The organism is Litorimonas cladophorae (genome assembly GCF_014652455.1).
Classification (GTDB): domain Bacteria; phylum Pseudomonadota; class Alphaproteobacteria; order Caulobacterales; family Maricaulaceae; genus Litorimonas; species Litorimonas cladophorae.
The window spans coordinates 215,282-240,650 of the sequence record NZ_BMYV01000003.1; the positions used below are offsets into that span (position 1 = coordinate 215,282).

At 53.0% G+C, this 25,369-nt stretch carries 23 protein-coding genes and 1 riboswitch; of the genes, 16 read left to right on the forward strand and 7 right to left on the reverse strand.

All coding sequences use genetic code 11. The features are described 5' to 3' along the window. Positions 1-300: 300 nt before the first annotated feature. From IE073_RS12850 to IE073_RS12860, 3 genes are all read left to right on the forward strand, one after another. A complete protein-coding gene (locus tag IE073_RS12850; protein WP_189586846.1) occupies positions 301-2,427 on the forward strand; it encodes a sodium-translocating pyrophosphatase in 2,127 nt (708 codons plus the stop codon). 124 nt (positions 2,428-2,551) lie between these two features. Next, positions 2,552-3,031, forward strand: coding sequence for a hypothetical protein (locus IE073_RS12855; RefSeq protein WP_189586848.1), 480 nt, complete (start codon positions 2,552-2,554; stop codon positions 3,029-3,031). A 74-nt stretch (positions 3,032-3,105) separates the two neighbouring features. Continuing rightward, positions 3,106-3,753, forward strand: a complete 648-nt coding sequence (locus IE073_RS12860; RefSeq protein ID WP_233350076.1) for a CC0125/CC1285 family lipoprotein — start codon at positions 3,106-3,108, stop codon at positions 3,751-3,753. A gap of 72 nt (positions 3,754-3,825) precedes the next feature. Here the strand turns inward: IE073_RS12860 and IE073_RS12865 are convergent, their stop codons facing one another. The 4 genes from IE073_RS12865 to IE073_RS12880 form a co-directional block, all read right to left on the reverse strand. After that, complete coding sequence (locus tag IE073_RS12865) at positions 3,826-5,052, reverse strand: dicarboxylate/amino acid:cation symporter (RefSeq protein ID WP_189586850.1); 1,227 nt, start codon at positions 5,050-5,052, stop codon at positions 3,826-3,828. Positions 5,053-5,867: 815 nt separating this feature from the next. Then, entirely contained in the window at positions 5,868-6,140 is a 273-nt protein-coding gene (locus IE073_RS12870) for a hypothetical protein (protein ID WP_189586852.1), read from the reverse strand. A 394-nt stretch (positions 6,141-6,534) separates the two neighbouring features. Beyond that, positions 6,535-7,809: an O-acetylhomoserine aminocarboxypropyltransferase/cysteine synthase family protein gene (locus IE073_RS12875; RefSeq protein ID WP_189586855.1), complete on the reverse strand. Its 1,275-nt coding sequence runs from the start codon at positions 7,807-7,809 to the stop codon at positions 6,535-6,537. Between the two features lie 124 nt (positions 7,810-7,933). Next, the gene (locus IE073_RS12880) at positions 7,934-9,220 is read right to left on the reverse strand and encodes a Xaa-Pro dipeptidase (protein WP_189586857.1); all 1,287 of its coding nucleotides are present in this window, start codon (positions 9,218-9,220) and stop codon (positions 7,934-7,936) included. Positions 9,221-9,370: 150 nt separating this feature from the next. Here IE073_RS12880 and IE073_RS12885 point away from each other — a divergent pair, with 150 nt between their 5' ends. After that, positions 9,371-10,855 (forward strand): glycosyltransferase family 39 protein, encoded by a 1,485-nt coding sequence (locus IE073_RS12885; RefSeq protein ID WP_189586859.1) that lies wholly within the window; start codon positions 9,371-9,373, stop codon positions 10,853-10,855. 10 nt (positions 10,856-10,865) lie between these two features. On the opposite strand, the gene msrA is transcribed toward IE073_RS12885, so the two are convergent. The 3 genes from msrA to IE073_RS12900 form a co-directional block, all read right to left on the reverse strand. Then, the gene (msrA, locus tag IE073_RS12890) at positions 10,866-11,531 is read right to left on the reverse strand and encodes a peptide-methionine (S)-S-oxide reductase MsrA (protein WP_189586861.1); all 666 of its coding nucleotides are present in this window, start codon (positions 11,529-11,531) and stop codon (positions 10,866-10,868) included. A 69-nt stretch (positions 11,532-11,600) separates the two neighbouring features. After that, a complete protein-coding gene (locus IE073_RS12895; RefSeq protein ID WP_189586863.1) occupies positions 11,601-13,034 on the reverse strand; it encodes a cryptochrome/photolyase family protein in 1,434 nt (477 codons plus the stop codon). A gap of 88 nt (positions 13,035-13,122) precedes the next feature. Continuing rightward, positions 13,123-14,790, reverse strand: coding sequence for an amino acid kinase family protein (locus tag IE073_RS12900; RefSeq protein ID WP_189586865.1), 1,668 nt, complete (start codon positions 14,788-14,790; stop codon positions 13,123-13,125). 87 nt (positions 14,791-14,877) lie between these two features. Here IE073_RS12900 and IE073_RS12905 point away from each other — a divergent pair, with 87 nt between their 5' ends. From IE073_RS12905 to IE073_RS12960, 12 genes are all read left to right on the forward strand, one after another. After that, a complete protein-coding gene (locus tag IE073_RS12905; protein WP_189586867.1) occupies positions 14,878-15,273 on the forward strand; it encodes a DUF983 domain-containing protein in 396 nt (131 codons plus the stop codon). Positions 15,274-15,320: 47 nt separating this feature from the next. After that, positions 15,321-15,443: riboswitch (SAM riboswitch) on the forward strand. 62 nt (positions 15,444-15,505) lie between these two features. After that, complete coding sequence (metX, locus tag IE073_RS12910; RefSeq protein ID WP_189586869.1) at positions 15,506-16,480, forward strand: homoserine O-succinyltransferase MetX; 975 nt, start codon at positions 15,506-15,508, stop codon at positions 16,478-16,480. A 1-nt stretch (position 16,481) separates the two neighbouring features. After that, positions 16,482-16,769: a hypothetical protein gene (locus IE073_RS12915; RefSeq protein ID WP_189586871.1), complete on the forward strand. Its 288-nt coding sequence runs from the start codon at positions 16,482-16,484 to the stop codon at positions 16,767-16,769. Beyond that, a complete protein-coding gene (locus IE073_RS12920) occupies positions 16,766-17,062 on the forward strand; it encodes a hypothetical protein (protein WP_189586873.1) in 297 nt (98 codons plus the stop codon). Before IE073_RS12915 ends, IE073_RS12920 begins: the two co-directional genes overlap by 4 nt. After that, positions 17,059-18,207: a cystathionine gamma-synthase gene (gene metB / locus IE073_RS12925; RefSeq protein WP_189586875.1), complete on the forward strand. Its 1,149-nt coding sequence runs from the start codon at positions 17,059-17,061 to the stop codon at positions 18,205-18,207. Before IE073_RS12920 ends, metB begins: the two co-directional genes overlap by 4 nt. A gap of 93 nt (positions 18,208-18,300) precedes the next feature. Then, a complete protein-coding gene (locus IE073_RS12930; RefSeq protein ID WP_233350077.1) occupies positions 18,301-18,468 on the forward strand; it encodes a hypothetical protein in 168 nt (55 codons plus the stop codon). A gap of 109 nt (positions 18,469-18,577) precedes the next feature. Continuing rightward, the gene (gene ilvD, locus IE073_RS12935; RefSeq protein ID WP_189586879.1) at positions 18,578-20,245 is read left to right on the forward strand and encodes a dihydroxy-acid dehydratase; all 1,668 of its coding nucleotides are present in this window, start codon (positions 18,578-18,580) and stop codon (positions 20,243-20,245) included. 25 nt (positions 20,246-20,270) lie between these two features. Beyond that, positions 20,271-21,299, forward strand: coding sequence for a ketol-acid reductoisomerase (ilvC, locus tag IE073_RS12940; RefSeq protein ID WP_189586881.1), 1,029 nt, complete (start codon positions 20,271-20,273; stop codon positions 21,297-21,299). 70 nt (positions 21,300-21,369) lie between these two features. Next, positions 21,370-23,124: an acetolactate synthase 2 catalytic subunit gene (gene ilvG, locus IE073_RS12945; protein WP_189586883.1), complete on the forward strand. Its 1,755-nt coding sequence runs from the start codon at positions 21,370-21,372 to the stop codon at positions 23,122-23,124. Between the two features lies 1 nt (position 23,125). Then, on the forward strand, positions 23,126-23,398 hold the full coding sequence (locus tag IE073_RS12950) for a hypothetical protein (RefSeq protein WP_189586884.1): 273 nt from the start codon (positions 23,126-23,128) through the stop codon (positions 23,396-23,398). Further along, positions 23,395-23,700, forward strand: coding sequence for an ACT domain-containing protein (locus tag IE073_RS12955; protein WP_189586886.1), 306 nt, complete (start codon positions 23,395-23,397; stop codon positions 23,698-23,700). Before IE073_RS12950 ends, IE073_RS12955 begins: the two co-directional genes overlap by 4 nt. Positions 23,701-23,811: 111 nt before the next feature. Further along, positions 23,812-25,368, forward strand: a complete 1,557-nt coding sequence (locus IE073_RS12960) for a 2-isopropylmalate synthase (protein ID WP_233350079.1) — start codon at positions 23,812-23,814, stop codon at positions 25,366-25,368. Position 25,369: the final 1 nt, after the last annotated feature.

A 25,369-nucleotide genomic window follows, 5' to 3' on the forward strand; every position in this document is an offset into this window, starting at 1 on the left:
CTCTTTTAAAGCCAAAGAAAAGCGACGTCGTCCCAGCCTATCGTCGGTCTCACCCGCCCAAAATGGGAATGGGCTTGACCTATTGTCGCAGGCTTGGCACAAAATAATCCTACGCGAAGGGAAGCGCACGCACCAGATAAATGGGCGGCGGCCAACTTCACACTCGCGAGGGGAAGCGCGCCACTGTCGGGGAGATAGTACACGGTGCGGCCAACTTCATAACATCACAGGACGGTTGCGCGCAGCGATCTGCATAATTGTAACCTGAAACGTACCGTCCTTTTAGGGAGAGACGTTGTTATGACACTCTATTTAATTATAGGCGCAGCCTTATTGGCGATCGTCTACGGGGTATTGACCCGAAGCTTTTTGATGAAAGCTTCGACGGGAAATGAACGCATGAATGAAATCGCGGGTGCGATTCAGGAGGGCGCTAAAGCTTATTTGAGCAAACAATATAAAACGATCGCCGTTGTCGGTGTCGTGGTGACGATTTTACTTTTCGTCCTATTCCGAAACGCCATCGCGCCACTGGGCTTTGTCATTGGTGCCGTTCTGTCTGGCATCGCTGGCTATGTTGGGATGCTGGTTTCAGTGCAAGCCAATGTCCGCACAACTGAAGCCTCACGAGAGAGCCTCGGCGCAGGTCTAAATATAGCGTTCAAAGCCGGCGCCATTACGGGTATGCTTGTCGCAGGTTTCGCGCTTCTGGGTTTAGCCGTATTTTACTTTATCCTCGTTCCAGGTGGACTAGCGACCAATGAGCGGGACGTCATTGACGGTCTCGTCAGCTTGTCGCTCGGTGCGTCATTGATCTCAGTTTTCGCGCGTTTAGGCGGCGGTATCTTTACCAAAGGTGCAGATGTTGGCGGTGATTTGGTTGGTAAAATTGAAGCTGGAATCCCAGAAGATGACCCGCGCAATCCAGCCACCATCGCAGATAATGTCGGCGATAACGTCGGAGACTGTGCGGGTATGGCAGCGGATTTGTTTGAGACCTATGTCGTGACAATTGCCGCGACGATGGTGCTTGGGTCCATTTTATATGGCTCCCTAACTCAGCTCGCACTTTATCCGATGGCGATTGGTGCCGTCTGTATCGTGACATCCATTATTGGCACTTATTTTGTTAGACTTGGCAAGGGTTCAACCAATGTCATGGGCGCGCTTTATAAAGGCCTCATCGCGACAGGCGTTCTTTCAGTCGCTGCTATTGGCGCGTTAACCCATCACATGATCGGTTTCGGCGACGTGGCGGGAACTATGGTCGCGTCTACAGACATGACCGAAGGTTTCGCAGGGTTTTCTGGGATGGACCTGTTTCTTTGCGCCATCGTGGGCCTGATTATTACAGGCTTGATTGTGATGATCACAGAGTATTATACGGGAACTAACTATCGTCCCGTTCGCTCTGTCGCCGCGGCCTCTGAATCTGGCCATGGCACAAATGTGATCGCAGGTCTCGCCGTTTCGATGGAAGCGACAGCGATCCCAGCGCTCATCATCGTTGCCGGTATTATCGTGACCTTCAGCTTGGCCGGCCTCTACGGCATTGCCATTGCAGTAACAGCGATGCTGGGTGTTGCAGGCATGATCGTGGCGCTCGACGCCTTTGGTCCGGTGACTGACAATGCAGGTGGTATTGCTGAAATGGCAGAACTCCCGCCAGAGGTTCGGAACACAACCGACACGCTTGACGCCGTTGGCAATACGACCAAAGCCGTGACCAAAGGTTACGCGATTGGATCAGCTGGTCTTGGTGCTCTCGTTCTATTCGCTGCCTATTATCAGGATATCCTGTATTTCAGCGCACAAGAGGGCAACGCCTTGTCGGGTGTGAATGTCGATTTCAGTCTGACAAATCCTTACGTGATTGTCGGCTTGTTTATCGGCGGCCTGCTGCCTTACCTGTTCGGCGCATGGGCGATGCAATCTGTTGGCCGCGCCGCTTCGGCAATTGTTGAAGAAGTCCGTCGTCAGTTCAAATCCGACCCAGGCATTATGGCGGGCACATCACGTCCCGATTATGCGCGGGCGGTTGATCTGTTGACGGGTGCCGCGATCAAGGAAATGATCAAGCCATCATTGCTACCTATCTTGGCTCCAATTGTTCTCTACTTCGCGATCTATTTCATCGCAGGAACAAGTCAGGCCTTGGCCTCGCTCGGCGCAATGTTGATGGGCGTGATCGTGACGGGTCTTTTCCTCGCACTGTCTATGACCGCAGGTGGCGGCGCATGGGATAATGCGAAGAAATATATCGAAGATGGTCATCATGGCGGCAAGGGTTCTGAAGCCCATAAAGCCTCGATCACAGGTGATACTGTTGGCGATCCTTATAAAGATACAGCGGGTCCAGCTGTGAACCCGATGATCAAGATCACCAATATCATTGCCCTCCTCTTATTGGCGGTCATCGCACACTAAGAGACAGGAACTGATATGAATTTACCCGTCTCAGATTTCTCTGAGGCGGGTTTTTTATTGTGCTGATACCCGACTGCGGTTTGTTTCATGTGACAAACCCACCAGATCGGGACTATGCTGGCTTATGACTGATGATCCCGTCCTTCCCATTGCTGAACGCCCCCATGCTGCGCCGCGCTCAGGGACGAAGCCTTCGGGCCGTCTGGCCGACTTAATTGCGGCGGGCCTCGCAGGACTTGGCGCCGCATTGTCCTTGATCGTCGCGGCTTGGTTTTTTCTCGGCTTTGCCGAGAATGATACGCGCCCCGAACATCTGGCCTCGGCCTTTGTACTGACGGCCGGATTGTTTTCCTTTGCCATTTCTCCCTTTGCCATTTCGGCCTATTTGGCGTGGCGAGCTCACAGCTCAGGTGCGACCCGACGCGGCTTGCTTTGGGTGCTTTTTCTCATGCTGCCTTGGATAGCCTTGGGGGCCGTAGCAGCGACACTCACACCTTTGCCCTTTTGGAGCGGTGTTTTAATGGCCAGCTTGGCGACGATGCTTAGTCTATGGGCGATCATATCGCTCATCCTGGATTGGCGCATGTCTGGGACAACAAAGTGACAGAAAATTAAGGGAACATTTCACCCTACATTCAGGTTATAATCCTAGAGTGTGATCACAAAGGAGATCCCCCAATGCCTCATTTGATCAAAAAACCGATGTCCTTAGCCCGACATCTGTGCGTTGCCGCGTCGGCCCTGACACTAATGGCCTGCGCTACGGCAACCCCATATCAACCGGCCTCGACACCTGGCGGTTTTGACGGTTTCTCTCAACAGATGATCGAGAACGACCGCGCGCGCATTACATTTGGTGGTAATTCACTGACGAAACGCGAAACTGTTGAGAACTACCTTCTCTATCGCGCCGCCGAGATGGCTGTCGAACGCGGCTTTGAAACCTTCACATTGCAAGAGCGCGACGTGGAGCAAAACACCCGTGTCCAAGTCTCACCAGGTTCCAGCTTTGGCCGTGGGTTTGGATATGACCCTTACTTTGGCTATAGCTTTTATAACCCGCGTCGCGGATGGTCACGCGCCTACCCTTATTCTCGCTTCGGCGGATTTTCACGTGGGCGAGGATTTGGGTATAGCGCGTTTTACGACCCGTTTTATGACCCCTTCTTCGACGACATTGATGTAAGAGAAATCACGAAATATCGTGCCACCTCTGAAGTCGTGTTCGGGCGTGATATTGGTAGCCAAAATCCAAACACGTTTAAGGCGCGTGAAGTGCTGAAAAACTTATCTTCCGCGATTACCTATCCTGAAGAAAAATCTTAGACAGCTAACTCGCCTCAATCGAATTGAAAAGCCGCCTTTTGCATCCGTAAAAGGCGGCTTTTTATTGCAGCCCTAATCCACCAAAGTCTTTGGCGTTTTGTAGTAGAGCTTCAGACCATTGGCTGTGCTCATGGAATCAGATTGCGTATTTAGAACCGTGCGCAATCGGTCCAAAATCAACGTATCAATCGTGATAATCAAGCCTGTGACATAGGTCGCATATTCAGCAGATACGCCTTGGCTGACGAGGATATCTTGCAACAAGACAACCGAGGCGGACGGCGTACCCGCTGCAGCGGTCGCAAAGATCATCGACTGCAACCCGACAATACTCATCTCTGGAATGCTGAGATCAATACCATAGGCTTTGATCGCGTAGAGCGAGAGTAGAAGCAATCCGATCAAGGTCCCGACCATATTGATCGTTGCGCCAATCGTATAGAAAGGCGTCGATTCATCCGCATTTGCGCCGAGTTGTGAACAGGCTTCGCGCGTGGCGGGTAAGGTCGCGATTGACGAGCTGGTCGAGAAAGCGACAAGTGCTTGCGGGAGAACCGCCCGCAGAACAAACATGATCCCGCGTTTTTGCATCGCTGCAGTGACACCGACCACAACGAACCACGTTAAGACCATCGCCAAGAGATAGGGCTTCAACAACGGCAGCAGGTCAGACAATGTGCTGACACCGCCGGGGCTGTTTAGGGCCAAAGTGATGGAGCCAAACACAGCGAGGGGAATGGTGTATTGCAAAAATTTCCGAAAGCCTGAGATGAAGAGATCAGACACCTTATCCGCTTGAAGGCCTAAATCTAATTTGCGTAAAGCGCCGCCCAAGAAGACACCCGTATAGATACAGATCATGAGCGAAGACGTCAGCACGCCGTAAATTTTTGCCAAGAAAGGGGTTTGCTTAATGTCGCCGCCACCCGCGCCGATGGTGGACGGATCTGGCAAAATTGTTTCACCTTGGAACAAGAGATATGCGCACAAGCCGATCGCAAGACCGATTAAAGAGAAGAGCGCAAAAAATCCCAAAACGCGGAAAAACTTAGCACCCAATCCGCCATGAGAAATCGCCAATGACGACCCAATCGACAAAATAATCAGAGCATACATGAGCGGTTTCAACGGCACGAACAGCGCGTCTTTGGCAAGACCCGCGACCGATTTCAGCAAATAGCTGCCGCCTGGTGCAATATCTTGGGCGAGCCAAGCAAAGCCTAAGAACCAGAATAGGAAAGCCAGCCCCGCCGCGATGACGACAAGGAGCAAGAGTGGAATATCGTGAATGCGTGACATGTGGGGTCCCTAGTCTTTTTACTGACACTTATTTTCGTTGGCTTGGGTCTAGGCAGGTCAAACCGTGGGGGCAAGTCGCGAGTGCGTGAAACCCGCCATCCACCTGCCCTTATTCAATTTTGAGGAAAATTGCAGCGACGCGACTGCGGAACCAGACATGCGTCATCCCCCACAGCCCATCACCTGTATTTCAAGGGGGGTCTGCAAAGATGCGATGTCCGTTATAGGTGGGACAGCCCGCGTGGTCGATATCCGCGACGGATACCGAAATATAATAATTTTGTTTTACGCGAGTACAAACCACGCGGCTGTGACGTTTCACGCAAAGGCCTCATTAGTATGTTTCCCGTTACACCGCTTGCGCCGTTTATGTTGAAACTAAGGTTTCAACTCATCGAACGCAGCCGCTTATCCGGTCAGGCTCCAATGCGTGAGATAACGAGCAAAGCTGTCAAACCAGTTTCGTTTCACACACAGCCTCTCGAACCAGTAAGCGACGTCTCACCTGTCCCGTGTCCGAAAGAACCTTTGTAACCTATCATAGGTTTTGAAAGCGGGGATCATTCTCTTGAAAATCGCGGTTTTATCGGCGTTATCGGCAGTTCAAATCAGGGAAAGACTTTCAGAAATTTGAATTCAAAGGCGCTGTGAAAGTGAAGCGAACATTTTGAGCATCCTCAAGCGGCCGAATAACAACGGTAACCGTCAACATTACCAACGGCTGCTATTGGGCGATTTTAGGACGCTCGAAATCACTGTATTGGTCTCGACTCTAGACAATAGACTTGCCTTTGAATTGAGAGCAACACGATTAACTAAGCAAGCAAAGCAAAAGGAATAAGGACGTTGGCAGGCATTGTTTTTCTAATCATATTCGCAAACTTTGTTACGTTTTGTCTTTTTTCAAAGCGTATAAATAACTCCCGCTTATTCTGGTCTTGGTTTTTTCTCACATTACCCGCGCCCATACTCACAATTCTTGGACTAAAGCTATTTTTTCCTGAACTGCCGTTTTTGCGATGATCGCTAGTATCTCTAATACTCTCAACTGTTGGCATCAGCGTCTCAAAAGCGGCAGTCTCAAACATTACCAGCGGCTGTTATTGGGCAATTTTAGGACACTCAGGGTATTTAAAATAAGCGCTTTGATTAGCTTATTTTTCAGAACTGTACTTTAGTTGGGCCGCGTGGATTTCATTCTTCAAATAATACGATGGCTTTTTATCATTATCATTTCGATGGGCCTCACTGCTTTGATAGGTCTACCCATTGTCCAAAATCTAGATGTTTCAGAGCCAGCGGGATGGATCATCTTACTCTCACTCTGCCTGCTTCTGATATATCCATTGCATAGGTACTTAGTCACTTTCTAAATTCACCTCGCCGAGCGTCCTTCTTTGGGCGTTTTAAGCCGCTCAGGTCCAGCGACTCTAGGCGCAAAAATGGACGTGGGGGCGAATGTCAATTGCGCCCCCGAAACCCTTATTCAGATGCGGCCAAGGCCTGATCCAGATCCGCCAAAATGTCATCAATATGTTCAATCCCGACGCAGAGACGGATCATTTCTGGCGTGACATTGGCCGATTTCAACTCGTCCACATTCAACTGACGATGTGTTGTCGAGGCAGGATGAGCCGCGAGCGATTTAGCGTCGCCAATATTGACGAGACGTTTGAATATCTGCAGCGCGTCATAGAATTTCACGCCGGCCTCAAATCCGCCTTTGACGCCGAAAGACAACAGTGCCGACGGTTTGCCATCCGTATATTTCTGCGCGAGGTCATAATAGGGCGAAGACTTTAGACCTGCGTAATTGACCCACTCTACCCGCGGATCTTTTTCGAGATATTCCGCCACGGCAATCGCATTTTCGGTGTGACGCTCCATGCGGAGTGCCAAAGTCTCCAAGCCTTGCAAGATCAAGAAAGCGTTCATGGGCGAGAGCGCCGCCCCTGTATTGCGCAGCGGGACTGTCCGCGCCCGTCCGATAAAGGCGGCCGGTCCAAAGGCTTCCGTATAGACCACACCGTGATAGGCGGGTTCGGGATTATTCAGCATCGGGAAGCGCTCTTTATTGGCGACCCAATCAAATTTGCCGCTATCGACAATCATCCCGCCCAGCGAATTACCATGACCGCCGATATATTTTGTCATCGAGTGAATGACGATATCCGCGCCATACTCGATGGGCTTGATAATGCAGGGGCTGGCGACTGTGTTATCAACAATCAACGGCACGCCATGTTTATGAGCAACCGCGGCCAAGGCTTCGAGATCAACGATATTTCCCGCTGGGTTACCAATACTTTCGCAGAAGACAGCGCGCGTGTTCTCGTCGATCAGCGCTTCAATTGCGGCCGCGCTGTCGTCTTTGGCCATGCGGCAATCAATGCCGAGGCTTGGGAACATATGTTTGAACAGCGTATAGGTCCCGCCGTAAAGCATCGGCACGGTTACGATATTTGACCCTTGGTCGGCAATGGTCAAAATCGCATATTGAATGGCCGCACTGCCCGCGGCAACGGCAAGGCCAGCAACGCCGCCTTCCATCGCTGCGACACGTTTTTCCAACACGTCATTGGTGGGGTTCATAATGCGCGTATAGATATTTCCCGGCACGGCCAGATCGAACAAATCTGCACCGTGTTGGGCATTATCAAACTCAAAAGCGACAGTCTGATAAATCGGAACCGCGACAGATTTGGTCGTCGGGTCAGTTTCATATCCGGCGTGAATACCGAGCGTTGCGTCTTTCATGAGGCTCTCCAAGCAAAATTCGCCTTCTCCATAAAGCGCCTGTTCTGAAAGGGAAGATGCATTGGGCAGATTATCCTAAAATCCGATAGATTTAGCGCTCTCACGCAAAGTTTTTTGCGCCAAATTAGTCCTGCTTGTAAACAACACCCGATTTCATCACAAAATCGACATCCTCTAGGGCGCTCACATCCTCTATCGGATTTGTGTCGACCGCGATGATATCTGCCTGTTTCCCGACAGTGATCGAGCCGTGGGTTTTATCAATATCAAAAAGCTTTGCATTCCCAATCGTCGCGGCTTGGATGGCTTTCATGGGCGTTAGGCCCCAGTCGACCATATAGGCAAATTGGCGACCATTTTGGCCGTGGGGATAGACGCCCGCGTCGGACCCAAAGGCGAGATTAACGCCGGCCTTTGTCGCAGCTTGGAACCGTTCCCGTTGAGCTTTACCGACGGTGCGTTCTTTGGCGAGGCTTTCTTCCAAAATACCTGCGGCTTCGCCCTCCGACAGGATATAATCTGAGACGTAAATATCCATTGAAAGATAGGTCCCATTGCGTTTGGCCATGCGCAGGCCTTCGTCGGAAATCAGGCTGGCATGCTCGACCGAGTCGACGCCGGCTCGGATAGCGGTTTCGATACCCTCCGCTCCATGGGCGTGAACGGCCACTTTCAGACCAAGCAAATGCGCTTCGTCGACGATGGCCTTCATCTCTTCAAAACTAAACTGCTGCGCACCAATTTTTGTGCCTTTGGAGAGCACCCCACCCGTCCCGCAGAATTTAATAACCTTCGCGCCATATTTATTATTCTCGCGAACCTTAGCTCGCACAGCCCATGGCCCATCCGCGACGCCGCCAGATTTGGCTTCATATTCATAAGGCAGTAAATTATTGTCACAATGTCCGCCCGTGATACCGATGGATCGACCCGCTGGGATCATATTCGGCCCAGGGACGGCACCCTTATCAATCGCGTCCATCAGCGCGATATCTGCAAAACCTGGCGCCCCCAAATTACGAACCGTTGTGAACCCCGCCATCAGCGTTTTTTCCGCATTCACCACACCCGTGATCGCCGCTGCGGATGTGGAAACTTGCAGACGCTTATACCCGTGAACTGAGGCGTCCGACGTCAAATGGACATGACTGTCAGACAAGCCCGGCAAGACCGTCATGTCAGACAGGTCAATCAGCTTCGCATCGGCTGGTACGTCCATATCGTCCAATGTGGCACGCGAGCCGATCCCGGTAATGAGGCCATCTTCGATCACGATGACGCGGTCATTTAGCACACGCCCGCTTTCAACATCCACCAAATCCCCCGCGTAAATAACGGTCGCCTCTGCGGCGAATATCGGCGCGGCAGCCATTAAGCTGAGTGCTGTAGCAAAAGCGAGAGACTTGATCATGGCGGCGCTCCGAGTGGCAAATAACATGGTTCAGGCTTAGGCCGCAGTTTCGAAAATGCCAAGCGTATCAATTAAAATCCCGCAAGACTGCGCATAGGTGACATGCCAATGCTTTCATTTCCCCATTCGGCGAGGCATAGGCGCCATGTGATGAACACATTCGACAGCCCCGCGCGTAAACTTGCGCTTCTTCTCTTTGGACTTTTGTTCATTCGTCTGATCGTTTTATTTACGGCGCCTTGGGGGCTGCATGGTGATGAAGCCCAATATTGGGCGTGGTCACAAGACCTTGCCTATGGCTATTTCTCAAAACCCCCGATGATTGCTTGGGTAATTGCCGCGACGACAAGCGTTTTTGGGCAGGCTGAATGGGCTGTGCGTCTGGCCGCGCCGTTCTTGCATTTCGCGACCAGCATGATGATTTTCCTAGCTACCCGTCGGTTTTTCGACGCGCGAGTTGGGTTCTGGGCCGCAACGACATATGCTTTGATGCCATCGGTCTGGTTGTCCAGTTTCATAATGAGCACGGATGCAACACTCCTAATCTGCTGGGCGGTTGCCCTGCATGGTTGGGCCTGTCTACGCGACGGCGAGGGGTGGGGCCGCGTGGTTCAACTCGGCCTAGCCCTCGGCTTTGGCTTACTCTCGAAATACGCCATGGCCTTTATGGTGCCTGTCTTGGTCGCAGCTGTGCTCTTTGATGGGCCCAGCCGCCGCGCGCTCTTGGGCGTAAAAGGTTTTGTCATCGCCGGCATTGCGGCCGCGTTGCTTGCGCCAAATTTGATGTGGAATGCCGCGAATGATTTCGCGACGATTTCCCATACGGCGGAAAATGCGAATTTGGGACGTGACCTATTTAACCCCGAGGAGGTCTTTCAATTTTGGGGGGATCAATTAGGCGTATTTGGAATCATCCCTTTCCCGCTTCTTCTCATCGCCTTGGTGTCTGCGTTTCGTGGTAACTTGCCAAAGCCTGCGCGCTGGCTCGCCGCACTCTCAGCGTTACCGTTGATAGCAATCACGCTTGAAGCGCTTCTCTCGCGGGCCAATGCAAATTGGGCTGTCACCGCCTATGTCGCGGGTCCCATTTTGGTCGCCCTTTGGGCCACACAATCCTCAAAAAGATTGGCATGGTTGAAATGGGGGTTGGTTGCGCAAACTGCGATTAGTCTTTTCGTTGGCGGCATGGCGGCCACCGAGCGGAGCGTCGATGCCGTGGGTCTGACGAATTCCGTCAAACGCCTTCGCGCGTGGCCAGAGACAACCGCCCTTATCCAAGCCCGCCTCGCCGAGGATGATTACGCCTTTGTCGTGGCAGATAATCGCCTCGTGTTTTATGATCTGTATTATTATGGGGCTGAGCGGGATAGGCTGGCTGGCACCAAATTGGCGATGTGGTCGCTGAATGCGTCGCCATCGCACCATGCGAATTTGACGCAGGTGCTCCCTGATACGGATCAACCCGTCTTGCTCATTTCCTATCATCACAATTATGATAAATATTTCCGAGAAGACTTTGCAACGTTAGAGGCGCTCCCACCGATAAAAGTTGATTTGGGACGCGGAAAAATTCGGGATCTCAAGGTCTGGCGCGGGACGGGTTATCGTAAGACAACCCGAGAAGACCGCACTTAAATCAAGCCCCTTATTTATCGCCCCAAAGCTTTGCCAGCGTCCTATCGCGACCACAGCCATTGCGATAATATTTATATTGCAGCGCGTTCGTCTTGTAATAGTCCTGATGATAATCTTCCGCGTCATAAAATGTAACGGCGGGCAGGATCGGCGTTACGATATCTGCCGAAAAAGGTTTGGTGGCTTTGATCTGCGCGAGTGAGGCTTCGGCGTCGGCGCGTTGTTCTGGCGTCGTGAAAATAGCCGAGAGATAGCTTTCGCCCTTATCGCAAAACTGGCCGCGACTATCGGTCGGGTCGATTGTCTTCCAATAGTAATCAACCAATTCACGATAAGAAATGACGGCAGGGTCATAGATAATTTTGGCAGCCTCAAAATGGCCTGTGCGATTTGTCCCAACCTTTTTATAGGTTGGGTTGTCCAGCGTCCCGCCCGTATAGCCAGAGATCGCTTCGCGCACGCCTTCGAGTTTTTCAAAATCTGATTCCACGCACCAGAAGCATCCACCCGCAACGATCATCTCTTCGAGCCCGTCTGTGCGGACTGATTTGAAAGGCGCCTGCGGGCCCGTTGTCTGCGCGACCATTGCCGCATCGGAGGCGGGTGTCTCGGACGATTGCGCTGGCGCGCAGGCCGCGAGAGAAATCAGTGATATGGCGGTGATTAAATATTTCATAGTCGCTTCATCCTTCAAAGTGCAGAACGGTTCCAATGACGTTTTCTCACAGACACGTGAGAGACCGGCTTATGCTCGGCTTTCTTTGTAAGCCGCAAGCGCGCGTTCTCTGGCCGCTTTGTGATCGACAACGGGTTTTGGATAGGTTTCGCCTAGCTTCACACCGGCTTTTGCCAAGACCTCCGCTGGCGCCGTCCAAGGTTGGTTGAGATATTTGTTCGGCAAATTCTTGAGTTCGGGCAGATATTTCCGAACGTAATCGCCATTTTTATCAAATTTTTCGCCTTGGCTGAATGGGTTGAAGATACGGAAGTAGGGCGAAGCATCCGCGCCTGATCCTGCCACCCACTGCCAACTGGCAGCGTTCGACGCAGGGTCGGCCTCTAACAATGTATCCCAATACCAAGCTTCCCCCACACGCCAATCCGTCAATAAATGTTTAATCAGGAATGATGCACAAACCATCCGGACACGATTATGTTGCCACCCTGTTTGCCACAGCTCTCGCATACCCGCATCAACGAAAGGGTAGCCCGTTTGGCCATGACGCCACGCTTCGACTTTGGCCTCATCAGAGGCCCATTCAAATTTATCAAAATCGGATTTGTAATTTTCACTGGCAAGCTGCGGGTTATAAAACAGCAGTGTGTAGGAAAATTCCCGCCACCCAATTTCCGTTAGGAATTTGTCAGAAACATAATAATTATTTTTGGTTGCCGTCCAAATCTGACGCGGCGAAATTTCGCCGAAAGCCAAATGCGGTGATAAACGCGATGTCCCGTTTTCATCATCAGGGCGATCACGTTGTTCCGCATAATCCTCGACCGGTCCATCAAGGAATGAAGCTAACCGATCCGCCGCGCCTGCCTCTCCGGGACTATGCAGGGCCATCATTTTAGAGCCCCAATCGGGATCCGTCGGCAGTAAACCCCAGTCCGCCAGATCATCAGAATCAAGATCGCCCGCGAAGGGTTTGATTTCCTCGGGCGCAGATAGCGGCTCATCGACGGTAAAGACGGATTTCGCCGCCCGCCAGAATGGCGTGAAGACTTTGTAGAATCCGCCTGTCTTTGTCTCAACCTCCCAAGGTTCAATCAACAGATTAGCCTTGTGGCTTTCGACCTTTATCCCGCGGTTTTTGAGATCAGTCTTGATGGCGGCATCAACGTCCCGCGCCCATCCTTCGTAGCGGCGGTTCCAGTGGATCTCGTCTGCGCCTGTTTGCTCGATGATGTCGTCTAGGATTTCTGCCGCCTCCCCAGAGCGTAAAACCAAACATCCGCCTTTAAGCTCAATGTCTTTGGATAGAGCCGTGAGGGAATGATGCAGCCAAACCCCTGACGCGCCACCCGTCTCGCGCGCAGCATTTGTCTCTTTGATATAGAGCAGGATGAGTGGTTTCCCACTCTCCACAGCCGTGTGTAGCGCGGGGTTGTCGGCAAGTCGCAAATCGCGACGCAGCCAGACAAGAACAGGTTTTAGATCGGAAGTTTGATTTGCCATAGTCTACATACGAGACACCATCGCAAGTCGTTGCACAACAGTGCAGTTTTATTCCGTTCAAAAACTCAGCAGGTTTTGCCTGACGACCTTATGTCAGCGTCGTCGCCGAAATGTCGAACAAATCCGCCATTACGGATTCAGTTGTCGGCCAACGGCCCGCGCCTTTGCCCCGAATGCGATATTGATCCCCATCGTCGAAATCAAAGACCGCATGCGCCTCCTCGCCATCGGCTTGCGCCAAGAAGTTGTTCTTGGACAAGTCTTTGAGTTCTAGCGCCGAGGAGAACCCATTCTTATCCCGCCAGAGCGTTGAAATGCGCTTCCACGCGCCTTTGGCGGGCGTTTCTGGATTAAAGTCCGCAATGCTGTCGAGGGGGATGTCGTCCAAACCGATAGTCTCGCCAAAGCCGAGCATTGCAATCAAGCGAATTTTCGCGCCTGCATCGGCACCGCCAACATCGGCGGTTGGGTCGGCTTCTGCGAAGCCTTTATCTTGCGCGTCTTTCAGAGCTTCTGCATAGCGGCGGCCTTTGCCGATTTCATCGAGCATATAGTTGGTCGTACCATTGAGTAGGGCTTGGACGCGCGTAATGCGGCCCTTCTCGCGCAAGCACATTTCCAACACAGGCATACCACCACCCGCAGCCGAGGAGAAACGAAGTTGGGCGTTATGGTCAACAGCGAAGTCCATCAAGTCTTGGCCGCCGGCCGCGATCGCTTGCTTGTTCGCTGAGACGACATGAATGCCCCGCGCAAGCATGACCTTGGAATGCGCCAATGCGGGTTCGACGCCGCCTGACACATCGATGAAAATATCGGGCTTCGCCGCCAAAAGGTCATCGAATTCTGTCGTGAGAATTTCGGGTTTGTAGCCTTGATCAATATATTTTTCAGGACTGCGGACCATGATCTTTACGATCTCAAACTGATCCGCATGCGCGGCCACGCGGCGGAAAACACCCCCGCCGACAACCCCAAGGCCCATCATCGCGACACGGAGTTTCTTTGGCTTTGGCGCAGATTTCATCGCACCTGTTTCTGTCCCCACGCGGGTGTAGGACGGCAAGCCCGGAGTCCCGACGCGGAAAGGCACTTGTTCTTTGCGGGCAAAGCCCAGCGCACGCGGCGCAACCAATGGCCCAGCGACGCGCGTGGCGTCATCCCAGGAAATTTCTTCATAGCGAGCGGCGTTTGGATTGGACTTTGGGTCAACTTCGTAAATGCCGTTGACGTCTTTCAACAACACCGCTTCGACACCCAGCTGGTTGGCAACATAAAGTGCGGTCAAATCGGCCCCACCATCACCCAGCAGAACCGCGCGATCTTTTTCGCCAATGGCAACGAAGCCTGGCATGACAACAATATCGTGATCCTTCAGGTCTTGCAGAAGCTGGTCTGTATCCAATCCCGTCAACCGTGCCTCCGTGAAGGACCCTTCAGCTGTTAGCCCCAAATCCCGCGCTTGGCGGACAAAAGCGGGGGCGCCGATACGTTCCAGAGCCAGCGCGAGCAAAGCCGCCGAACGACGTTCGCCGAGCTGAAGAAGCTCTGGTAAATTCTTGGCCTCACCTTCAGGCCCGATTTGGCGCGCTTCGGCCATCAAGACATCTGTTTGATCGCCTTGGGCAGAGGTCACAGCGACGACATTTTGTCCCTGTCGATAATGACGGTAGATTTCGGATGCGGCCTGGGTGTAGTCCTCTAGCGATTTAAGAACGCTGTGGCCAAAATTCAGGACAATAACGGGAACGGGCATGTTCGGCTCTCGTGTTAGAAAGAACGCGGGCTAGGCGTGGACGTCGCATGAGTCAATCCGAGACCCGCAGGGAAAGTGACCCCAGACATGGAAAATAATTCCAACAAACCCGATTTCGGGCCTTTGCCACAGGATGGATCAATCCGCCCGCGCCTATGGCGCGGGATGAAGTTGCGCTGCCCCCGCTGTGGTCAGGGCAAACTCTTTCGCGCTTACCTGAAACCTGTGGAACACTGTTCTAATTGCGGTCAAGCGTGGGGACATGTGCGCGCCGACTTGGCTCCGGCTTGGGCGGCGATGACGATTGCGGCGCATGTGACCGTATTAGTCTGGCATTTCTTTTTCTGGCAGACGGATATGCCAAATTGGCAACTGATCTCCATCCTCTGCGGAATCGCAACCGTGATTTCTCTTATCGCGCTGCCGCCGATGAAAGGCCTGTTCATGGCAATTATCTGGGCGAAGGGAACAACGGATAGTTAAGACCCTTTCTAATCTTGACGCATCGCCATGACACGCGCATATGCGTGACATCATCAAGACCGACGGAGGGACAGGCCCTGCGATGTCGGGGCAACCCCAATCTTATCTCTTCAGGTAAAGGCGGACGGTGCCAAATCCTGCAGCTTGTGTGCAAGCGGCGAAGATGAGGATTAGAGCGGTTACCCGCTTACCCTCCCCTTTTACGCTCGCACTGAACATGACGAGGTAAAGCGTGGCGTTAGGTCATGAAATAGAAGCCGTTCTGGGAACGCACACATTAGAACGCGGGTGCGATCTCGTGGACGATGTTGTGCATGGGCGGGTCTATGGCAATCCGGATGGCCCTATTGTTCTAGTTTTGGGCGGAATTTCTGCAACGCGCTTTGTCTGTGACGCCCCCACCCATAAGCAAGGCCGAAATAATAGAGGGTGGTGGTCGCGTTTAGTCCGTGAAGGCGGCGCGATTGATCTGAACAGGTTTAAAGTCATCGGTTATGATTTCGCGCCGAACGATGGCGGTGAAGCTTGTCCCGAAACGATTACAACGACGGACCAAGCTCGCCGCATCAAAGCGCTCCTTGAGAGCCAAGGCATTTCGAAAGTCGCCGCCCTGATCGGCAGTTCTTATGGCGGTATGTGCGGTCTCGCCTTTTCGCGCGATTACCCAGAGATGATCGGACAGCTTTGCGTGATCGGCGCAGCCCATCGGCCCTATCCAATTGGCGTTGGTTGGCGCGGCATTCAGCGGCGTGTTGTGCGGTTGGGATTGGATGCTGGCAATCCAGAAGCGGGCCTCAAACTTGCGCGCGAATTGGCTATGACGACCTATCGCACGCCCGAAGAGTTTGCGGATCGTTTCAGCCTGACCGAAACTTCGTCTGATCCCATCCAATTCGATATTTGTGATTACCTCGGCAGTCGCGGTGATGTCTTTGCAGCCAATATGGATGCCCGACGTTTTTTGGCGCTCTCAGAGTCTGTCGACCTGCACCGCGTAGAGCCCGAAAGCATTTCGACCCCGACGCTGTTAATGACGGCAATATCGGATCAGCTCGCGCCACTGCCAGATATGCGAGAACTGCGAGATCGTCTATCTGGACCGTCCGAGCTGTTCACCTTTACCTCTCTTTACGGGCATGATGCGTTTCTCAAAGAATATGACGCAATGGAACCGCGTTTGAGCGCCTTTTGCGCAGGACTGGTTTAAAATGAAATCATCACTTCATTTCCTCTGGCTTGTCATCCGCTGCGTAGCCTTCATTTGGATTGTCTCGACGATCTTGATTTTGATCCTTTTCGTCGTGGGCAGTGAAGCCGAAGGCTATAGCTGGGGCGAGCGTCTCGTTATCGCGGTCAAATATGGTGGGTATGTTGGCGGGATATTCGGAACGCTGCTCGCGATTACGCTGGCGCTGAAAAGCTGGCGAATTGAACGTTCGAACAAGAAGAAACTCGCGCGGCGGAATATGAACGCGACCTCAAAGCGCACGAAATGAAACGCTTGCTCGAAATTCTACAGTTTTGGGCGAAGGTCATGTTCGTAGTTTTTGTGCTGACGGGCATGATTGCTTTTGTCTTGCTCATAACGGCAGGAGGTTGGAGTGAAGTAACGCTTTTGGAACGGGTTAAATATGCCCTCAAGAGTGGCGTCGCTAACGGTGTTTTCGTTGGCACGATTGCCGCGCTAATTACGGCGCTATTTATGGTATGGAAAACGCGGCGCGTCATAAGACAAAATCAAAAGAAACTCGCCCTGAGAAACCAGAGCCGAGAGAAAACACAATCATGACCGAACCTAAAACTAAAATCGTCCAAGCAGGCATTGGCAGCGACCCGGCACATGGCTCTGTTGCGCCGCCGCTCTATTTGTCCTCCACCTATCTGTGGCCCAGTCCGTCAGAAAAGCGCGAGTATGATTATGGCCGGTCCAACAACCCCAACCGAGATTTTCTTGCCGAAGCCCTGACCGAGATGGATGGCGGCGCGGGTGCCGTTGTGACGACATCGGGCATGGCGGCGATTGATCTGGTTCTGAACCTGATCAACGCCGATGATCTCGTGATCGCGCCACATGATTGTTATGGCGGGACCCATCGCCTGCTGACCCATCGCGCCGCGCAAGGCCGCATCCGCGTGGCGTTTGTTGATCAAGGCGATGCCGCGGCTTTGGCCGACGCCTTGTCCCGTTCCCCCGCGCTGGTCATGATCGAGACGCCGTCAAATCCGCTTATGCGTATATTGGATGTAAAGGCGGTCTGCAGTGCCGCGAAAGCCGCTGGCGCAATTACAGTTGTCGACAATACCTTTCTCTCGCCGCTGCGTTTGCGACCGCTCGACCTTGGCGCAGATATCGCGCTGCAATCGACGACGAAATATATCAATGGTCACAGTGATATCATTGGTGGCTGCGTTGTTGCGAAATCCCCTGAGCATGTTGAACAGCTGGCTTGGTGGGCAAATGCGGCAGGCGTGACTGCCAGCGCCTTTGATTGTCACCAAACTTTGCGCGGTTTGCGAACCCTCGCGCTACGACTAGATGCCGCTGAATCCAATGCAAAAGCGATTGCGCAATATCTGACGCAACAAACCCATGTCACAGCGGTGCATTATCCCGGACTGAAAACGCATGAGGGCCACGATATCGTCATGGCCCAGCAAGCAGGACCGGGCGCAATGTTGTCGTTTGAAGTTGCGGGCGGTTTGGACGCCGCGACGCGTTTCTGCCAAGCCCTTGAGCTATTCAAACTCGCGGCAAGTTTGGGGGGCGTGGAAAGCCTAATCTGCCTGCCAGAGACGATGACCCATCGCGGGATGGAAGAAAGTGCGCGTCGTGAAGCTGGTATTAGCGAAAGTCTGCTTCGCCTTTCGGTTGGAATCGAAGCTAAAAGGGACCTTTTTGCCGATTTGATGAAAGGTTTTGCCGATATACAGTAGTTTGTCGGAAGAATTATCCGCACAAGGGTCAAAATTCTTGGCAAAGACGCAAATTATTCGCTTGAGGGCAACCATTTGACGCGTTAACGAGATATGAGCTTAAGGAAGATCATGCACCCGCAAGATAGAAACGAAGTCAAAGTGAAGGTCGCGACGCGTCAACAGACGCTTCCGAACGATGCCGCCATGTTTGGTGGACTCATTCTCCTCGTGCTTCTATCTGTCGTCGTCCTCATCGGACGAAGCGCGGGCGGTATGTAGGGAGAACATCCTGGACACAGACCACCCGCTCCGAGAGGAAGCGGGTTTTTTTGTGTTTGGAACCCCTTTGGTTGAGACACCAAAGGCATTGGGACTGAAAGAGTTGAGTATGACAAAACGTAGTGATGCCATCGTCAAAGGCCGTGATCGCGCCGCCGCGCGCGCCATGTTGCGTGCCACGGGCATGGATGACGAGAACTTCGAAGGGCCGATCATCGCTGTGTTTAACACATGGACCAACATGGGTCCGTGTAACATGCATCTCGACAAATTGGCTGTACCCGTCCGTGCGGGCATTCGTGCCGCAGGCGGAACACCTGTCGACTTTAACTCCATCGCCGTATCAGACGGTATCACTATGGGAAGCGAAGGCATGCGCGCCTCGCTCATGTCTCGCGAAGTTATCGCAGACTCCATTGAATTGGCCGTCAAAGGCCACAGTCTTGATGGTGTGATTATCTTGGTATCTTGCGACAAGACCATCCCTGCTGCGGGCATGGCGCTGGCGCGGATGAATATTCCTGGCGTTGTCCTTTATGGCGGCTCCATTATGCCTGGCCATCACAAGGGCAAAGACCTGTCCGTACAAGATGTTTTCGAAGCGGTGGGGGCCTGTGCCGCCGGCATCATTGATGACGAAGAATTAAAAGACATAGAAAAAGCCGCCTGTCCCGGTGCGGGCGCCTGTGGTGGTCAGTTCACCGCCAACTCTATGGCTATGGCGATGACTTTCCTCGGCTTGTCTCCCATGGGCGCGAATGACGTCCCTGCCGTATCCGATGATAAAAACGCCAGTGCTTACCGCGCAGGGCAAATTGTCGTTGATTGCGTGAAAGAGAACCGCTTGCCGCGTGAAATGATTACGCAGCAATCCCTGATGAATGCCGCGATTGCGCTCTCCGCCACGGCGGCCTCCACCAATGCGATTTTGCATTTGCTGGCGATTGCATCCGAGGCCGAAGTCGACGGCTTTGACATTGACGCTTTTGATACGATTTCGCGGACAACACCTGTGATCGGCGATTTGAAGCCAGGCGGGAAATATATGGCCTTTGACCTATATGCCGCTGGCGGATCGGGCTTAATCGGCAAGCGCCTCGTTGCAGAGAAAATGATCGAGGACCAGAAAACGGTCACAGGCAAAAGCCTGTTCGAAGAAATTGAAGCCTCTGTCGAAACTGAAGGCCAAGACGTTGTTCGCTGCTTTGACGATCCCGTTAAATCCCGTGGCGGTTATGGTATTCTGTATGGCGATCTTGCACCTGAAGGCTGCGTTGTGAAACTCGCAGGACATGGCGCGCTTTTCTTCGAAGGCACAGCGCGTGTGTTTGAATCTGAGGAAGATTGCATGGCCGTGGTCCAAGACAATGGCATCCACAAGGGTGATGTTGTCATCATCCGAAATGAAGGCCCCGCTGGCGGCCCAGGTATGCGCGAAATGTTAGGCGTCACAGCCGCCCTCGTTGGACAAAATCTGGCCGATCACGTGGCCCTGATTACGGATGGCCGCTTCTCTGGCGCGTCCTATGGTTTCGTAATTGGCCACGTCGCACCGGAAGCCGCGCATGGTGGGCCGATTGCCCATGTGCGCGATGGCGACAAAATCACCATCGATGTCGAAGCCCAGTTCATCAATGTCGACGCAGATCTTGCAGAACGTGCGAAGGGCTGGACACCGCCCAAGCCTAAGTACCCCTCTGGCGCTTATGCCAAATTTGCTAAACTTGTCGGCTCTGCCTCTAAGGGCGCCGTGACCTCATTTCCATTTGACACCTAATTAGAAAAACTAAGGACTCACTCTCATGTCATCACTCGATATTTATTACGATAAAGATTGCGATCTTTCGATCATCAAGAAAAAGAAAGTCGCTGTTCTTGGTTATGGTTCGCAAGGTCGCGCCCATGCGTTGAACCTAAAAGATAGCGGCGTTGAGGTCGTTGTGGGCCTTCGCCCTGACAGCTCCACTAACAAAAAAGTTATTGCTGATGGCTTGCCGGTCAAAGCCACAGCAGACGCTGTTAAAGGCGCAGACGTTGTCATGGTTCTGACCCCAGACGAGCTGCAAGCCCGCATCTACCGCGAAGACATCGAGCCAAACCTCAAGGAAGGCGCAGCCCTTGCTTTCGGTCACGGATTTGCCATTCATTACGGACAGGTCGCGCCACGCCGTGATCTTGACGTTATCATGATCGCGCCAAAAGCGCCGGGTCATACGGTTCGTAACGAATTTGAAAACGGCCGCGGTATCCCTGATCTGATCGCGGTTGCCCAAGACGCCAATGGCGGTCACGCTTTGGAACTCGCAAAATCATACGCCTCTGCCATCGGTGGCGGACGCACAGCGATTATCCACACAACATTCGGCGACGAAACCGAAACAGATTTGTTCGGTGAGCAAGCTGTGCTTTGCGGCGGTGTCGTTGAGTTGATCAAGATGGGTTACGAGACCCTCACAGAAGCGGGTTATCCGCCAGAGCTCGCTTACTTCGAATGTTTGCACGAAACCAAACTCATCGTCGATCTGATCTATGAAGGCGGCATCGCCAACATGAACTACTCGATCTCCAACAACGCCGAATATGGCGAATACGTCACGGGCGAAGCGGTCATCAATGACAGCTCCCGCGAAGCGATGCGTACCGCGTTGAAGAACATCCAAAATGGTGATTACGCAAAGAGCTTCATCCAAGAAGGCGCGCTTGGCTATCCAAGTATGACAGCGCGTCGCCGCAATACGGAAAAGCACTCGATCGAAAAAGTCGGCGCGAAACTCCGTGGCATGATGCCTTGGATTTCGGCGAATAAAATTATCGATAAAGACGTGAATTAGGGCAATTTACCCAAGGTAAAATGACCAACCCTGCAGCTTTTGCTGCAGGGCAACTCGCTCAGGAAATAAAATGACAACCGCAACACAATTCGATCGTCAAGAGACAGAGATCATCGCAGACCGCGCGCCCAAATCGGGCTCCAAGCTCCTGCTTGAATCCATTGCCGCGCAAGGCGTGGATTTGATCTTTGGCTATCCGGGCGGGGCGATCATGCCTGTTTATGACGAGTTGCCGAATTATCCGCAATTACGTCATATCCTGTGTCGTCACGAGCAAGGCTGCGGCATGGCCGCGATTGGTTACGCGCGCGCGACAGGCAAAGTCGGCACGGCATTTGCCACATCTGGCCCCGGCGCAACGAACCTCGTCACCGCCATCGCCGATGCCTATTTGGATTCCGTTCCCGTTGTCTTCGTCACGGGCCAAGTGCCGACAAATTTGATGGGAACAGACGCGTTTCAAGAAGTCGACATCATCGGCATCACCATGCCAATTGTGAAACATAGCTATATCGTGCGCGACCCTGCAGATTTGCCAGGAATGATTGCCGAAGCTTATTTCATCGCGGCCGAAGGTCGTCCGGGTCCTGTGCTGATCGATATTCCAAAAGACGTTCAAAATGCACTAACAACAGATCGTCACAAGTGGCGGCCTTATCCGAAACAAAAACCTGAAATGGGCCAGAGCGAGGATATTGCAAAGGCTGAACAGTTAATGCGTGAGGCCAAAAAACCCTTGTTCTATATTGGCGGCGGCGTGGCCCAAGGCGACGGCGTTGCCGAATTACGAGAGCTGGTTGAACGCACCCAAATTCCAGGCGTGTCGACGCTCAAAGGCCTCGGCTCTCTGCCATCTGATCACCCGAACTATCTCGGCATGTTGGGCATGCATGGTCTGCGCGCCGCAAATTATGCCGTGCAAGAATGTGACTTGCTGATCGTCGTTGGCGCGCGCTTCGATGACCGCGCGACAGGTAAGCTCGATACATTCGCGCCCGACGCCAAAGTCATTCACATGGACATTGATATTGCGGAGATAAATAAACTCCGCCGCGTGAATGTCGGTCTGGACGGCAGCCTCAAGAAAAACCTCGCCGCGCTGGATCCATTTGATGGCGGGGCTGCCCCTGACATCTCGGATTGGACGGAGCTTTGCTATTCGCGCCGCGCGATGCACGAATGGGATTATGAGGGCGCACAGGCCAAAGCCTCGCCCGGCATTTATGCGCCAAAGCTGCTGCATGATCTGTCGCGCCGTGCCGACGCCATGTTCAAAGATGAATCCGCGGCGATCTTCACCTGTGACGTGGGCCAGCATCAAATGTGGGTTGCGCAACATTGCTATTTTGATGAGCCGAAAGATCACATCACATCGGGTGGTTTGGGCACGATGGGCTTCGGCCTACCAGCAGGCCTCGGCGCGAAACTTGGCGCACCTGAACGTACCGTCATTACGGTATCGGGCGATGGCTCGATCATGATGAATATTCAGGAGCTTGCCACACTGCATCGCTATGGCATTCCGTTGAAAATTGTCCTGCTAGATAACTCCGTGCTGGGCATGGTTCGTCAGTGGCAAGAAGTGTTCTTTGATAAGAATTATTCCGAGACGAACTTGGATGATAATCCAGACTTCGCCTTGGTCGCAAAAGCCTTCCAAATTGACGCCTTCACCGTCAACACAGCCGACGAAATGGATGCAGGCATTGATCGCCTGCTTTCAACAGATGGCCCTGTCCTGATGCATGTTAAAATCGATCCCAATGAAAATGTCTGGCCGCTCGTTCCTCCGGGACGCAGCAATGCCGACATGATGGAGCGGTAGGGTGAGTAACGATAAGATTCAGTTTATTGCGCTAATTGTCCTGGGTGGAGTACTGCTCCTATTCCCCTTTTTTCAAGACACTTATAGTGACGAATTATTCAACGATGCTAAGTCCACGTTAGCTTTCAGCTTGGGCGTCATTTTTTTAAGTGAGGCTTTCACCGATAGCGAAAATTCAAAAGGGCGAAAACGGTTTTTAAGAACCCTGCAGATTATCGCATTAGTGCTCTCAGCATTAATTTTATTAATGCTGTTTTTAGAGGCAATGTCATGACCGAAGAACTCCAACGCGATAAAATTTTTGTGCCTTCCGGCGTATCCGGTAAGTTGAAAATCGTGCTCCACGATGTTTCGGGCACACTTATCAGGGCGCTCGGCACGATCGAGCGCCGTGGATATGACTATCGTGATGTACATTGTACGCAACGCGTTGACGGCGATTTCGATCTGCTCGTCGCGGTTGAAGATACAGGTGGTCCAAATGATTTGGACACGCTCTGTCTTCAACTTGAGCGCCTTTACAATGTCGTCAGTGCAGAAAAAGTCGGCCGCCGCAAGAGAGCGGAACGGGCCTAGATTACAAACCCCTATCATCCCGACGAAAGTCGGGACCCAGCTCCTAAATGAGCACGGAGTTGATAGGTAAGATGATGGGCCCCGCTTTTCAGCGGGGTGAATGGAGATAAAGTGAACCACGTCAAAATATTCGACACAACCTTACGCGACGGCGAGCAAGCGCCTGGATTTTCTATGACAGGCGGGCAAAAACTCCGTCTGGCGAAAGCGCTGGAAGCCCTGAAAGTCGACGTGATGGAAGCGGGCTTTGCCGCTGCCTCCGCTGGGGATTTCGAGGCGATTAAAACAATCGCCACGGAAGTCAAAGACTCGGTAGTGTGTTCCCTCGCCCGTTGCAATGAAGGCGACATCCGTGCGAGCGGCGAAGCCTTGAAACCGGCTGCACGTGGGCGCATCCATACGTTCATCGCGACCAGTCCTTTGCATCGCGAATTCAAACTCAAAATGTCCAAGGCCGAAATACTACGCCGCGCTGTGGCGGGCGTGGAACTGGCGCGGACCTATACAGATGACGTCGAATTTTCCTGCGAAGACGCAATCCGCACAGAACGCGATTACATGAAAACGGTCTGCGAAGCCGTGATCCGCGCGGGCGCAACGACGATCAATATGCCTGACACCGTCGGCTATACCACGCCCGAAGAAATTCAGGACTTGTTCGAGTTTTTGACGACGCAGGTCGAGGGCGCGGAAAACGTTATTTTCTCGGCCCATTGTCACAATGATTTGGGCTTGGCTGTGGCCAACTCCCTCGCGGCTATTCGTGGTGGCGCGCGTCAGGTTGAATGTGCGCTCAACGGCATTGGCGAACGGGCGGGGAATTGCGCGTTGGAGGAAGTCGTGATGGCGCTGCGCACGCGCAAGGATTTCTTTGGCATTACCACGGGCATCGAAACGCAAGGCCTTTACGCCGCGTCGAAATTGCTCGCGACCATCACAGGTAACCCCGTGCCGCGCAATAAGGCCATCGTTGGCAAGAACGCTTTCGCCCATGAAAGCGGCATCCATCAACACGGGGTTTTGGCGAACCGTGAAACCTATGAAATCATGAAGCCTGAAGACGTTGGCGTCAGCACGGATAACCTCGTGCTGGGCAAACATTCAGGGCGCGCCGCATTGAAAGCCCGCGCAGAAAAGCTTGGTTTCACTTTGGCCGACAATCAACTCGCGTCTGTTTTCGCCGCCTTCAAAACACTGGCCGACGACAAGAAAGAAGTCTTTGATTCCGATATCGAAGCCTTGGTTTTGGGCGAGGCTGTTGGTGTTCAGGGACCGTGGACTATCGACTCGCTCTATGTTTCCGCAGGGTCCGACAATAACCGCGAACCCGAGGCGATTGTCCGCCTGTCTCATGAAGACGGCCGCACGGAAACACATGTCAGCCGCGCCAAAGGCCCGATGAACGCTGTCTTCGCCGCGATCTCTGAAATCGCGCAAATCCCGATGCACCTGGAGCATTATGCGGTGACATCTGTCTCCAGCGGCAAAGACGCGATGGCCGAAGCCACCGTGCGCGTCGCAACAGAAGCCGAGACCTATCAGGGGCGCGGCACGGATACGGATACGGTGCTGGCCTCGGCCCTCGCCTATCTCGACGTCATCAACCGCATCGAACGCCGCCAAGCCAGAAACGCCACAGAGGACCGCCCCATCGCGGCGCAGCATTAAC